12 protein-coding genes and 2 pseudogenes are annotated in these 12,694 nt (G+C 65.1%); 11 read left to right on the top strand and 3 right to left on the bottom strand.

Annotated features, from left to right (window positions below):
- The first annotated feature begins 455 nt into the window (after positions 1 to 455).
- Positions 456 to 1,238 carry an aldo/keto reductase gene (locus ACSKB9_RS06130; protein WP_438072004.1) on the top strand — a complete coding sequence of 261 codons (783 nt, stop codon included), beginning with the start codon at positions 456 to 458 and terminating at the stop codon, positions 1,236 to 1,238.
- A 418-nt stretch (positions 1,239 to 1,656) separates the two neighbouring features.
- Positions 1,657 to 2,343 carry a hypothetical protein gene (locus ACSKB9_RS06125; protein ID WP_438072002.1) on the top strand — a complete coding sequence of 229 codons (687 nt, stop codon included), beginning with the start codon at positions 1,657 to 1,659 and terminating at the stop codon, positions 2,341 to 2,343.
- A 192-nt stretch (positions 2,344 to 2,535) separates the two neighbouring features.
- Here ACSKB9_RS06125 and ACSKB9_RS06120 read toward each other — a convergent pair whose 3' ends face one another.
- Entirely contained in the window at positions 2,536 to 3,213 is a 678-nt protein-coding gene (locus ACSKB9_RS06120; RefSeq protein ID WP_438072000.1) for a DUF599 domain-containing protein, read from the bottom strand.
- Positions 3,214 to 3,331: 118 nt separating this feature from the next.
- Here ACSKB9_RS06120 and ACSKB9_RS06115 point away from each other — a divergent pair, with 118 nt between their 5' ends.
- From ACSKB9_RS06115 to ACSKB9_RS06095, 5 genes and pseudogenes are all read left to right on the top strand, one after another.
- On the top strand, positions 3,332 to 3,985 hold the full coding sequence (locus tag ACSKB9_RS06115) for a glutathione S-transferase N-terminal domain-containing protein (RefSeq protein WP_438071998.1): 654 nt from the start codon (positions 3,332 to 3,334) through the stop codon (positions 3,983 to 3,985).
- A 117-nt stretch (positions 3,986 to 4,102) separates the two neighbouring features.
- The gene (locus ACSKB9_RS06110) at positions 4,103 to 4,471 is read left to right on the top strand and encodes a YidB family protein (RefSeq protein ID WP_438071997.1); all 369 of its coding nucleotides are present in this window, start codon (positions 4,103 to 4,105) and stop codon (positions 4,469 to 4,471) included.
- Positions 4,472 to 4,688: 217 nt separating this feature from the next.
- On the top strand, positions 4,689 to 4,892 hold the full coding sequence (locus ACSKB9_RS06105) for a hypothetical protein (protein WP_018272021.1): 204 nt from the start codon (positions 4,689 to 4,691) through the stop codon (positions 4,890 to 4,892).
- Positions 4,893 to 5,045: 153 nt separating this feature from the next.
- Positions 5,046 to 5,994: pseudogene (locus ACSKB9_RS06100) on the top strand (hypothetical protein).
- Positions 5,995 to 6,131: 137 nt separating this feature from the next.
- Positions 6,132 to 6,572: a DUF1489 family protein gene (locus ACSKB9_RS06095; RefSeq protein ID WP_438071995.1), complete on the top strand. Its 441-nt coding sequence runs from the start codon at positions 6,132 to 6,134 to the stop codon at positions 6,570 to 6,572.
- 43 nt (positions 6,573 to 6,615) lie between these two features.
- On the opposite strand, the gene ACSKB9_RS06090 is transcribed toward ACSKB9_RS06095, so the two are convergent.
- Together ACSKB9_RS06090 and panC are read right to left on the bottom strand one after the other, a co-directional pair.
- Positions 6,616 to 7,362: a hypothetical protein gene (locus ACSKB9_RS06090; RefSeq protein WP_438071994.1), complete on the bottom strand. Its 747-nt coding sequence runs from the start codon at positions 7,360 to 7,362 to the stop codon at positions 6,616 to 6,618.
- 142 nt (positions 7,363 to 7,504) lie between these two features.
- A pseudogene (panC, locus tag ACSKB9_RS06085) lies at positions 7,505 to 8,355 on the bottom strand (pantoate--beta-alanine ligase).
- A 279-nt stretch (positions 8,356 to 8,634) separates the two neighbouring features.
- Here panC and ACSKB9_RS06080 point away from each other — a divergent pair.
- The 4 genes from ACSKB9_RS06080 to ACSKB9_RS06065 all read left to right on the top strand — a co-directional run bounded on the left by ACSKB9_RS06080 (position 8,635) and on the right by ACSKB9_RS06065 (position 12,527).
- On the top strand, positions 8,635 to 9,558 hold the full coding sequence (locus ACSKB9_RS06080; RefSeq protein ID WP_438071992.1) for a division plane positioning ATPase MipZ: 924 nt from the start codon (positions 8,635 to 8,637) through the stop codon (positions 9,556 to 9,558).
- A gap of 390 nt (positions 9,559 to 9,948) precedes the next feature.
- Positions 9,949 to 10,893, top strand: coding sequence for an alpha/beta hydrolase (locus tag ACSKB9_RS06075; protein WP_438071991.1), 945 nt, complete (start codon positions 9,949 to 9,951; stop codon positions 10,891 to 10,893).
- 89 nt (positions 10,894 to 10,982) lie between these two features.
- Positions 10,983 to 11,723, top strand: coding sequence for a VWA domain-containing protein (locus tag ACSKB9_RS06070; RefSeq protein ID WP_168857453.1), 741 nt, complete (start codon positions 10,983 to 10,985; stop codon positions 11,721 to 11,723).
- Positions 11,724 to 11,807: 84 nt separating this feature from the next.
- Positions 11,808 to 12,527 (top strand): DnaJ domain-containing protein, encoded by a 720-nt coding sequence (locus tag ACSKB9_RS06065; protein ID WP_168857452.1) that lies wholly within the window; start codon positions 11,808 to 11,810, stop codon positions 12,525 to 12,527.
- The last annotated feature ends 167 nt before the right edge of the window (positions 12,528 to 12,694 follow it).

The raw sequence follows: 12,694 nt of genomic DNA, 5'->3' as shown, positions 1-12,694 counted from the left end.
ATTTCGATCTCGGGGTCTGCGGTCCGTACCGCACCGACATTGCCGAGCAGACGCAATATTGCGGGATGTTTCTGACGCCGACCTTGCGCAACGCGGCAACGCGTCGCGTGTTCTTCCACAACGGCGTCTTCACGAGCCTCGAGCAGGTGCTCGACTTCTATAACTTCCGCGATGCCAATCCGGAGAAGGTCTTTCCGCGCGGCGCCGACGGCACGGTGCGCAAGTACGATGACCTGCCGGAAAAATATCACGGCAATGTCGACGTCAGCGATCCGCCGTTCGAGCGCCATCTCGGCGACACGCCCGCGATGACGGCGCAGGACGAGGCCGACATTATCGCCTTCCTGAAGACGCTAACCGACGGCTACCAGCCGGAGCGGTGAGACGTCGCGACGTTCCATCGCGGAACCGAACCGCGAGTTGGCAGGGCTTCGTCATGCGCGCATAATGGGCGCATGAATGTCGAAGGCAACGGCGCCAGAATCCCGGCAATCGGGCTCGGCACATGGGAGCTGCGCGGGCGGACCTGCGCGCGCATCGTCGAGCAGGCGTTGCGGCTCGGCTATCGCCACATCGACACCGCCCAGATCTATGACAATGAGCGCGAAGTCGGCGAGGGGCTGCGTGCCTCCGGCATCAAGCGCGACGACGTGTTCGTCACCACCAAGGTCTGGACCACGCATTTCATGGCCAAGGATCTCGAGCGGTCGGCGAAGGAGAGCCTGGCGCGGCTGCGCCTGACCGAGGTCGATCTGTTGCTGCTGCACTGGCCCAATGCGCAGGTGCCGCTTGCCGAGACGCTCGGCGCGCTGGCGCGGGTCAGGCAGGCGGGCCTGGCGCGGCATATCGGCGTCTCCAACTTCAACGTGGCGCTGATCGAGGAGGCGGTGGCGGCATGTCCCGAGCCGCTCGCCTGCGACCAGATCGAGTACCATCCTTACCTCGACCAGGCCGACGTGATCGAGGCCTGTCGACGCCACGGCATGGCGTTCGTTGCCTACAGCCCGATCGCGAAGGGACGGGTCAAGGGCGACCGCGCGCTGGCGCGGATCGGCGACCGCTATCGCAAGACCGCTGCCCAGGTCTGCCTGCGCTGGCTGGTGCAGCAGAATATCTCCGCGATCCCGCGCACCTCAAAGCTCGAACGCCTTCAGGAAAACATCGACATCTTCGATTTCGAGCTGTCGGTTGACGACATGCGCGAGATCTCGGCGATCGGGAGCGCGGACGCGCGGTGACGGGCCCCGCGACGCATGGGGTCTTCGCCTGAGTATCAAGTCTCGGAAAGCATCAAGTCTTGGAAAAATGGCTGGGTCCTGATCCGGATCATGCTAATGCCCCGCTGGCCGATTGCAGCTTTGGACCGAATGGGGATTGAGGCAGGGCGGGTTCCGGCCGGTATTGTAGCCCGGCGGGGAGAGACGTCACTGATGTGATCGAGTGGGATGAAGTTTCGGCCAAACGCGGATCTGATGGCGTCGGTGTTCGTGCACCTGATGCTGCTCGCGCTGATTTTCCTCTATTCGGAGGTCCATCAATTCGATCCCGTCGCCGCTGACACGGTGCCGGTCGAGATCGTGACGCCGCCAGGAGGTCGCCAAGTCCGAGGTCGAGACCAAGCCCGAACCGGCACCGAGCCCGTCGCCAACGCCCGAGTTGCAGCTGCCGTCGTTCGACAAGCCGGTCAATTCAGCCAAGCCCGAACCATCGGCGCAGGCGCCCGCGCCGCAGAAGCAGGCCGCGCCGCAGCCGCCGCAGAAGCAGGCGACGCCGCAGCCGCCCAAGCCCAACCCAACTCCGCAACAAGCCGCGGCCGCGCAGCCAGCGCCTCAGCCGCCACCGATGCCCCAGCCAGCGGCGCAGCAACAGGCGGCAGCGTCGCCGCCTGCCTATGCGCGGCCCGAGCCTGATCTTTCGGTCAAATACAACGTCATGCTCGGCCTGCCGCCCGATATCTCCGTGAAGCCGCCAGCCAGCGCGCCGTCCGGCCCCGGACCCGGCAAGGACAATTTCGACGCAGCCGCCACCGAGCAGGCGGACGTCGGCTCAAGCGTGGTCGCCGAATTCCGCCGTCATCTGAAGACCTGCCTGAAACTTCCGCCGACGCTGAGCACGGGCGACGACGTGAAGATCAAGCTCAGGGTGTTCATGAAGCCTGACGGCAAGCTCGCCGCGTCACCCTTGCTGATCGAAGCCACCGCCTCGGAGAAGGGGCCGCTGTTGCTGAAGAGCGCGACCGATGCGCTGCAGGCCTGCCAACCCTATGCGATGCTGCCGCGGGATCGCTACGGCGAATGGAAGGTGCTCGACCTCGATTTCAGCCCGCGCGATTTCGCGTCGTAGACCAGGACGAGCGGCGCACTCGGCCTCGCCCCGCGTGCGGGGAGAGGCCGGATTGCATCGCCAGATGCAATCCGGGTGAGGGGGAGTCTCCGCGAACGCGTCTCTCTCCGTCGATGCGGAAACAGCCCCTCACCCCAACCCTCTCCCCGTAAGAACGGGGAGAGGGAGCGCAGCACGGCCTCGACTGTCGCGTCAGCTTCCCATCGCCTGCCAGGCATTCGAGGCGAACTGCCGGCGCCAGATCACGATCACGACCGCGGCTGTCGTGACGAACAGCACCCAGGGGCTGACGAACCAGCCGAGATAGCCGAGGGCGAAGAAAAACGCGCGCTGGCCGCGGTTGAAGTGCCGGCCCGCCGTCTCGAACAGCCGCGTGGTGCGGATCACATGGGCCTCCGCCTCCGGCGTATCGCGCTGGTCGGCCGACGGCATCGCGCCGAACAGGATCGCCACATAGTTGAACAGTCGATAGGCCCAGGCGAATTTGAAGAAGGTGTAGATGAAGATCAGGATCAGCCCGATGCACTTGACCTCCCACAAAGCGGGCGAGGGCGTGAGGTTGACCGGCAGCGCGCCGAGCACGGCGAGCGCGTCATTGGTGGCACGCAGGAGCGCCAGCCCGCCGCCGATCGCGATCAGGCTGGTGGAGGCAAAGAACGCGGTGCCGTTCTGCAAGCTGGCCATGATCTGCATGTCGACCATCCGTGCGTCGCGGTTGAGCAGATTGCGCACCCATATCTCGCGATAGACGTGCATCCGCGCCGACAGGCTGTCGCGCCCATACGCGGTGTGCTCCAGCGTGATGGCATAGACCAGCCATTCCAGCGCAAAGAAGCCGACGGCCAGGATGTCGGTCCAATAGCCAGTCATGTTGCCTTCCTTCGTGAGCGCGCGGCTGACTGTCCGGGCCGGCCGCATCCGCGTCATGTACAGGTTGAACGCGTGCAATGCACTATGGCAGACTACCGTGGCAACAGGATTCCCGGACATGCTCAAGCTCGTCATCGGCAACAAGAACTATTCGTCATGGTCGATGCGGCCCTGGCTGGCGTTGCGCGCCAACAGCATCCCGTTCGAAGAGGTCTTCATTCCGCTCTACACGGACCAGGCCGACAAGGACCGCATCCTCTCTGTCAGCAAGGCCGGCAAGGTGCCGACGCTGATCGATGGCGACGTCACGGTGTGGGATTCGCTGGCGATCATCGAATATCTCGCCGAGAGATTTCCCGAGGCGAAGCTCTGGCCTGCGGATCGTGCCGCGCGCGCGCATGCCCGCGCGATCTCGGCGGAGATGCATTCCGGCTTCATGCCGCTGCGCAACGAATGCGGCATGAACCTGCACCGGCCGATCCGCGCCCTCGCGCTGTCGGATGATGCGCGCGCCAACGTGGCGCGGATCCAGGAGATCTGGGCCGAGTGCCATGCGCGCTACGGCAAGCAGGGTCCGTTCCTGTTCGGCGCATTCTCCGCCGCCGATGCGATGTACGCGCCCGTGGTGCATCGCTTCCGCACCTACGCGATCCCGGTGAAGGCCGAGGCGCAGCACTATGTCGATGCCATGATGCAGCTTCCGGCATTCCAGGAATGGACCCGCGACGGCGTTGCCGAGACGCTGCGGATCGCCCGATTCGAGGATGTCTGACGGTTGCTGCGCTTCCGAATTGTGACAGCGGTCGCAAAGATCGCGGCTTGACGCCGCGGGGCCGAAGGCGTCGAATCCGGGAAGGCTGGTTTTGCAAGTCGTGAAAGGACTTAGACCATGGGCATTCTCAATTCCCTGGAGAATTCGCCGGAGCTGAAAGGCATGCTTGGCCAGCTTGGCGCGGCGGTGATCCCCGTCGTGCTCGGCGAGGTCCTGGGCAATGGCGGGCAGGGCGGCTTGTCCGCGATCGTCGCCAAGCTCGAGCAGGCCGGGCTTGGCGAGCAGGTCAGATCCTGGATCGGTACCGGTCAGAACCTGCCGATCACAGCTGAGCAGCTCCAGCAGGTGCTCGGCAGCGACACGGTCAAGCAGCTCGCCGCCAGGTTCAACATTCCGGTGGACCAGCTGTCCAAGGTGCTCGCCCAGCAACTTCCGGCTGCGGTCGACGGCGCGAGCCCGGGCGGCAAGCTGCCGCAGACCGCTTGAGCCGGTGGAATCAGGGTTCCAACCGGGCTCGGCGGGCAATTTCCGGCTGGCACGCAAATTGCTGCCTATCGCCCTGAAAAACCTGCAAAATCGCACCTTCGCTATGCCCCAATCTTGCTGGATTTGGGGAGGTGCGATGTGCTAGCTTGCCGCAGGGTTCTCAAAATGCCGGCCTGAGCTATCGGGACTGTCAGCTCAGCCAGCAATCTCTAAGAAAATGGAGAGGGCGTTGAAGCATAAGTACTCGATTGGCGAGACCGTCTATTTCACGGCCAGCAACGTGGCGCGCCCCGCCGCGAGCGGCACCTATCAAGTGATCCGTCTGCTGCCGACCGACGGTGACGATTGCCAATATCGCATCAAGAGCTCGACCGAAGCTTTCGAACGGGTGGCCAAGGAAAGTCAGCTCGCGCTGTCCTGAAGGAGTTGTGCGCAAGCCGGCGGCTGGAGCGGGTTCCGCGCCGCCGCCGTCAAAAGGCCCTGTTCGCAGACCCATTGTGCTGAAGGTTGGACGTCGGGGTGGCGGCGTTCGCCGTCGCCGATTGTGCTTACGCTGCGTTGAGGGACATCGCGCATGAACTGGGCTTCCTCGCTGGATCAGATCTGGCGCTCACCGACCTTCCCGATGTGGCTGACGCTGGCCGCCGCGGGGTTCTTTGGGATCGTCGTTCTGGTCACGCTGCTGCGCGCGGAAAAATCCGTCGCCAACGGCGCACTGACCGTGATCACGCTGCTGTCGATCGCGGTTGCGGTCGCCGCGACGATCCGTGGCTTCGGCCCGGGCGGGCAGGCGGTGCCGGCCGAGACACGGACGGCGCAACTGGCCAGCCAGACGGTGCCGGCGCTGGCCTGCGTCGACGACCTCGCCGGAGACGCCGTTCTCAACGCCTGCGAGAAGGTGCTGTTCGGTTCATCGGATACGGCCGCGGCGGCGGTGAGCTACGCGGCGGCGCAGGTCTCGCGCCTGACTGCGCTGGGCGACCTCGCGACCGCCGAGCGCAATTCGACCACCGAGTTGCAGGCGCTGCGCCGCGCCATCGAGCATGACCGCTACGGCCTGGTCGCCTATGCGCTGATGGCGCGCGACCACTGCACGCCGACCGCGTGCCCCGCGTTCCGCTCGCTCGGCGACAACCATCAGATCATCGCCAACATGAACGAGCGGACCTACGAGAACCTGATCACGCGCTACGCAGGGTCGTGGAACGCGCCGGCCGGCGCCCAGGGCGTCGGCTGCCTCCGGCCTGGTCGCGGCTCTGCCGCAGTCGTTGCCCACCGGCAAGCCGACCAATGCGGAGTTTCCGAGTTCGGCGAACACGCCGCCGGTCAGCATCATGACGCCCGAGCCGGCAAAGCCGGCCGCCGCCGCACCAGCGCCGGCCGCGCGCGCCGCCGCGCCGCCCGCCGCAGCCCCGAAGCGTCCGCCGGCGGCGAAGCGCCCGGTCCAGATCGCGCCGGCCCCGGCCGCGCCGGCGTCGCCTCCTGCCGCCGCCAGCGCACCGGCGGCTGCGAACGAGCAATGAGCGTGATGACAGCGGCTTGAGCCGCCGTCGTTGCGCTGTTCCGGCTTCGTTTGGCTCGAAAAGCGCTCTAGTCCCGATATCCACCGCCGCGGAGAGCGCTCCCTTTCAAAGCGCGCGCCGGCCGCTACATCCGGCGCATGCCGCTTCATCTCATCAAGCTCGCCGTCGGTTGCAACTCCGTCAAGGAACTCAAGGGCTGGGTTGCCGAACGGATGGCGACCGCGAAGAAAAAGGGCCTGCCGCTCCGTCACGTCCACATCACGCGGATGACGCCGAAGCGCGAGGAGGAGATCCTTGCCGGCGGCTCGCTCTATTGGGTGATCCGCGGCGAGATCGCCGCGCGCGAGAAGATCATCGCCATCGAGCCGTTCCGCGACAAGGACGGCATCGGACGCTGCCGGCTGGTGATGCAGCCCAGGGTGATCGCGGTCTCGCCGCGGCCGATGCGGCCGTTCCAGGGCTGGCGCTACCTGACCGCAAACTCCGCGCCGGCCGATCTCACCAAGTCGAGCGCCGCCAGCGTGGCATCGATGCCCGAGCCGATGCGCCGCGAGTTGCGCGACCTCGGCTTGCTGTAAGCAATCGGGTTGCTCTGAGCAATCGAACGGCAGTGATCCGGGATCACTGGGTCACGAGATGCAGCCGAGCCCATTCTGAGGCCGGGACCTCGACATAACGGCCACCCGCCCTGTCGGCGGTGACGTCGAACAGTTCATGGCCGATCCCCATCTCGCTGAGATATCTCCGGAACTGATCGGTGAAGATTGTGGTAAGGCTTTCGCGGTGCTCGGCAGAGACGTTGGGTGCGAGCCGGTCGTAGATCTGCATCCTTGCGGTCAGGATGACGCGGTTGCCGGGCGGCAGGCTACGATGCACGCCGCCCGCAAGCATCAATACACATGCAAGCTCGCAGGGCACACCGGAGAGTTTTTCCTTCGCATCCAGCGGGCCGCCGCGCCGCTTCAGTGCAAAGCATTCCTCCTCGGGTTTTCCGTTGCACGCCTCGACCTCGGTTGCCGCCACCGCCGCATCGATGCCGCGACCGCGCAGGATGCGACCGAGGCTGGCAGCGACGGTGAGGTCGGAGCCTGGTTTGACATTGATCACCACCGGCAGCTTGCGTCCGTTCTGCCGGTCGAGGATTGCCAGCAGGCGCTTGTAGGTGTCCCATTGCACCGCGCCTTCAGCCGCGATCCAGTCCGAGCAGCCGGGGCCGCAGGCATCAGGCGCACCATGCGCGACATAGAAGATCATGGCGCCGGGCGCCGAATTGACGCCGCCGACCGGCGGCCGGGTCTGTGCCTGCGCCCCAGCCGCGGCCAGCAGCGCGATGCCAAGAACAATGCCTTGCCTGAAGTAATGGTTCATTCCGATCGCCCTTGAAAGGCGCGATCATCCATGCGTCGCGAGCGTGGCGCAAGCACCCGGCCGCACAGATGAGGCCGAGCCCTCATTACAGGCTCGCATCCTCTCTGCGCATGAACCGTTTCACACTTTTTCCGGTCCGGTCTCAGACCGCGATATTGTCGATCAGGCGCGTGCTGCCGAGCTTTGCCGCCACCAGCATCCGCATCGGGCCGTCCTTCAGCGAGCCGATCGGCGCCAGGGAGGCGGCGTGGCGCACTTCGAGATAATCGAGCACGAAGCCGGCCCTGGTAATCGCCGCGGCGCCGTCAGCCATTGCGGTCGCGGTATCCTCGCCGGCGCGCAGGCGGCCGGCCGTTTGCTTCATCACCCGATGAAGCTCGGGGGCGGCGTGCCGTTCCTCCGGCGAGAGGTAGACGTTGCGTGACGACATCGCGAGACCGTCGCGCTCGCGCACCGTTTTGGACCCGATCACCTTGACCCCGAGGTCGAGGTCCGCGGCCATCTGGGTGACGACCCGGAGCTGCTGAAAGTCCTTCTCGCCAAAGATCGCGACGTCGGGCCGGACCTGGGTGAACAGCTTGCCGACCACGGTGGCGACGCCGCCGAAGAAATGCGGCCGGAAGCGATCCTCGAGCCCGGCGGTGGCCGGCCCCTCCGGCACGATCCTGGTGGCGAAGCCGTCCGGGTACATCGCCTTCACCTCGGGATGCCAGATCAGGTCGACGCCCTCGGCGGCGAGCTTGGCGACGTCGGCTTTCCAGGTGCGCGGATAGGAGCCGAAATCTTCGGTCGGCGCGAACTGGGTCGGGTTGACGAAGATCGAGACGACGACCCGCTTGGCGCGGCGCTTGGCGAGCCGCACCACGACACATGGCCGTCATGGAGCGCTCCCATGGTTGGGACCAGCGCGACGGTTGCCTTCTTGGCGCGCAGCGTGTCGACGGCGCGACGAAGGGCGGGGACGGTACGGACGACGGTGGGATTTCTCGGCATCTGGTCTCGGCTCGTGGGCAATCCGGGTGGGAACGAATCTGGGCGGGACGGGTTGGCGTTCGGCAGGTCACGCAGCTTACCAAGTCCGAACCACGATCGGCAAACCGGCCGATAAGCCTTACACGATCTCGAACGTGCGCGGATCAAAGCCGCCGATCGACGCAGCAGTCTTGCTTGATCAATTCATCAGCACGGCCGCAATCGATTTCCTGTCGCAGCGATGCATTTCACTTGACCGCGGCGGCGCTCGCTTTGAAGATCATTGCGGGGATTTGAATCATGTTGGTGCAGGCTCGTCAGGGTCGATCCGGCTCCGCACATGTCATCGTGCTGGGCAACGAGAAGGGTGGATCGGGAAAGTCGACCACCGCCCTGCATATCGCCGTCGCGCTGCTGAAGGCCGGGCAACGCGTCGCCAGCATCGATCTCGACTGCCGCCAGCAGAGCTTCACCCGCTACATCAGCAATCGCCAGGCCTGGGCGCGACGCACCGGGCTCGACCTCGAGCTCCCGGCACACCACTGCATCAAGTACGGCGAGACGATGCAGATCGAGGAGAACGAGAACGCGGAATTCCAGCAGTCCATGGCCGCTGTGAGCGCGGTGGAACGCGCCTGTGATTTCATCGTCATCGATACCCCGGGCGCGGACAGCTACCTGATGCGGCTCGCGCATTCGATGGCCGACACTTTGGTAACCCCGATCAACGACAGCTTCCTCGATTTCGACGTGCTCGGCACCGTCGATCCCGCGACTTACGCGGTGACCGGCGAGAGCCATTATGCGGAGATGGTGCGCGACACCAGACGCAAGCGCCGCCAGCTCGATGGCGCCTCGACCGACTGGATCGTGGTGCGCAACCGGCTGTCGATGCTCGGCTCGCGCAACAAGCAGCTGGTGGCCGACGGCTTGAAACAGCTGTCGCTGCGGCTCGGGTTCCGTGCGGTCGACGGCTTTGCCGAGCGGGTGGTCTATCGCGAATTCTTCCCGCGCGGGCTGACGGCGCTCGACGACATCGACGAGGCGACGCTCGGCACCCGCCCGAGCCTCGGTCACGTCACCGCCCGCGAGGAGGTGATGAGCCTGCTGCGCCAGCTCAAGCTGCCGCTCGACGAGCGCGGCCGCCGCAGGGCCGCCAACCGGTCCGAATGGTTCAGCCAGGTCGACAAGCCGCTGGAAGTCGACGACATCATCGGCAGCTAGACCGCCGGGCACTCCTTCTGGCAGGTTCCAGGGCGTCGGGCGTCCAGGAAGTGACTATCGTCACTTCCTGGCCCGTCCAGAAGCACGGTAGTCTTGCGGGGTTTTCGGCCACTCCGTCGCCAATATGCCGGAACAAAGCTGGCCAGATCCGGTTTTCCCAAGCCAGCCGCGTTTCCGCTCCCCGTCGGTTGGTCTTGAGGTATTATCGTGCCGCAGAGCCATGGCGCCAGAAGCGAATGCACAAAGGTTGTGTGCACCGCACAATGAACGTGCTGCGAAGTCCCAACTTTTAGACTTCCTGTCACAGCGCTGTGACATATATTCTCAAAAGGAGGCCGAAAAGTCTCCGGCCAAGAATAGCCCTGAAAAGGCGGGCACCTCGAGGACGTCATGAAGCGTGGAATTCTCGTTCTGCTTTCTCTCTCCGTGGTGATCACGGCGGCCTATTTCACCGCGAGCAAGTGGGCGATCCGTCACGAAACTCTCATGTTCAAGGACCCGACGCGCGATGAGCGGCCGGTCGCGGTCGACGTTGCCGTGCGCTTCGACAAGGAGATGCAGGCCGACGCTGGCATGATCACGCTGCCGGTTGCGATCCTCAATCATGGCAATACCGTCAAATTCACCGAATATTCCTTCCTCGCGAACGTGTTCGCGGCGCGCGGCTATCTGACCATCAGCATTCAGAACGACCTGCCGTCGGACGGACCGATGGTGACCAAGGTCGGTGAGCTCTATGTCGGCCGCCTGCCGCAGTACCAGCGCGGCATCACCAACATCAAGTTCGCGATCGAGGAGATGAAGAAGCGCCAGCCGAACGCGGACTACAGCAAGCTGACGATGGTCGGCCATTCCAATGGCGGCGATATCGCGATGTATTTCGCCAAGCAATATCCGGACGAGATCAAGAAGGTGGTGACGCTGGACAATCTGCGCGTGCCGTTCATGACCGACGGCAAGTTCAAGATCCTGTCGTTCCGTTCGCATAACTCGCAGTTCAAGCCGGATCCGGGCGTCGTTCCCGATGCCGACGAATGCGAGAAGGCCGGCATCACCGTGGTGAACACCAACTTCCAGCACAACGACATGCGTGACACCGGGCCCGAGAAGGCCAAGGACTCGATCCAGGCCATGCTCGATAAATTCCTCGCCGATACCGACAGCGCTGTCGCGCCGGTCGACACCAGGAATGCGCCGCCGAAGATTCTGGAGCCCGGTCCCGTCTCGCTCTACGTGCCGGTCGAGAAGCCTCCTCAGACCTTGACCGATAAGCTCAGGAAGTCGCTCTCGCTGACCAAGACCGAGACGAAGAAGGATCCGTCGGTCACGAATTGACCGGGCGACCCGCGGTCCAGGCTGACCTCTCACGTTGACCAATCCACTGCCGCGGCCCACATAGTGTTTGCTGCACGAGGCAAGCGCTGATGGCCGGCAAGACGATCAAACCGACATCCGGAAGCGATGTACGCCCGGCCCATGCGCCTGGCGTGCCGGCATCCAGCGCGAACGACATCGCGGCATTCGTCGCCAAGGCGCGGGCGATGTCGCCGCATCGCGCCGGCGCCCACGGCAGGCTGGTGTTCGCGCTCGACGCCACGATGAGCCGGCAGCCGACATGGGACATGGCGTGCACGCTGCAGGCGGACATGTTCCGCGAGGCCGGCGCGCTCGGCAGTCTCGATATCCGCCTCGTCTATTATCGCGGCTTCAATGAATGCCGTGCGTCGGGCTGGATCTCCGACAGCGCGCAGCTCGCGCGGCTGATGAGCAAGATCGATTGCCAGGGCGGCAACACCCAGATCGGCAAGGTGCTGTCCGAGACGCGTCGCGAAGCGGTCGAGGCAGGGGTGCGCGCCTTGGTGTTCGTCGGCGACGCGATGGAGGAGAGCGCCGACGATCTCTGCGCCAAAGCCGGTGAGCTCGGCCTGCTCAAGGTGCCGGTCTTCATGTTCCAGGAGGGCAGGGATGCGACCGCCGAGCAAACGTTTCGCGAGATCGCGCGACTGACCGGCGGCGCCTGGTGCAGGTTCGATCCCGGCGCGGCCGCCCAGCTCCGCGAATTGCTGCGTGCCGCCGCAGCCTATGCCGCCGGCGGCCGCGAGGCGCTGCTGCAACTGGCGAAGACGACGAGCGGCGCGGCGAAGCTGATCGGCCAGATGAAATAGCGCCGCGTCGCGTCAGGCTCCGCCTGATGCCGGTGAGACGAAGCTTCGCATGCTTTTTGCCGCCGGGCCGCCTATATTCCCGACATGCCAACGCTGATCGCCGGCGTCATCGCCGTTGTCGTCCTTTATTCCGCGCTGCAGATGTTCCGTGCGGCCAATCCCGCCGTGCTTGCGCGCGCGATCAAGATCGGCGGCGGGGTGCTCGCGCTGGCGGTCGCGGCCTTTACCGGCGTGCGGGGCGAACTGGCGGTGGCAATTCCGCTCGGCATTTTCGGCGCCGGACTGCTCGGCTGGTCGCCGTTCGGAAGCACCGGATTTCCCAATCTCGGCGGTATGTTCGGCGGTTCGCGCAGCCAGGGACAAAGCTCGCGGGTGCGCTCGCAATATCTCGATATGACCCTCGATCACGGCAGCGGCGTGCTCAGGGGCCAGATCGTGGCCGGACCGCAGGCCGGCCGCATGCTCGATGAGTTCGACCTGTCGCAGCTATTGGCGATGGTCCCGAGCTTCGACGCCGAGAGCGTCGCGCTACTTGAAAGCTATCTGGACCGCCGCTTTCCCGCCTGGCGTCAGGACGCACAGGGCGACCGGGCACGGGGGCAGGGCCGTGCGGCGTCGGGCGGCAAAATGACGAACGAGGAGGCCTATCAGATCCTTGGCCTGCAGCCGGGAGCGTCGCGCGACGACATCAGCCGGGCTCACCGAACCCTGATGAAGAAACTCCATCCCGACCAGGGGGGCTCGACGTACCTCGCGGCCCGTGTGAACGAGGCCAAGGACACTCTGCTTCGCACGCATCTCTAACTCCGGCTACGCTACCAACGCCACAGCCGAGAGCTGCCTTCCGTTTCTGATTGATGCCCCGTCTGGCCCGCCGCTGTCCGGCGTGGCCGATCGCTCTTTCGGGAAAACTTAACCGTAAAAGCTTGACGAGAAGTTTCATGGTTGCGCCGCGCTCTGACAGCCGGCCG

Source organism: Bradyrhizobium sp. BR 1433 (genome assembly GCF_051547665.1).
Classification (GTDB): Bacteria; Pseudomonadota; Alphaproteobacteria; order Rhizobiales; family Xanthobacteraceae; genus Bradyrhizobium; species Bradyrhizobium australafricanum.
The sequence above is the reverse complement of the archived record's forward strand: the minus strand, read 5'-3'. Positions and strand labels throughout refer to the sequence as shown.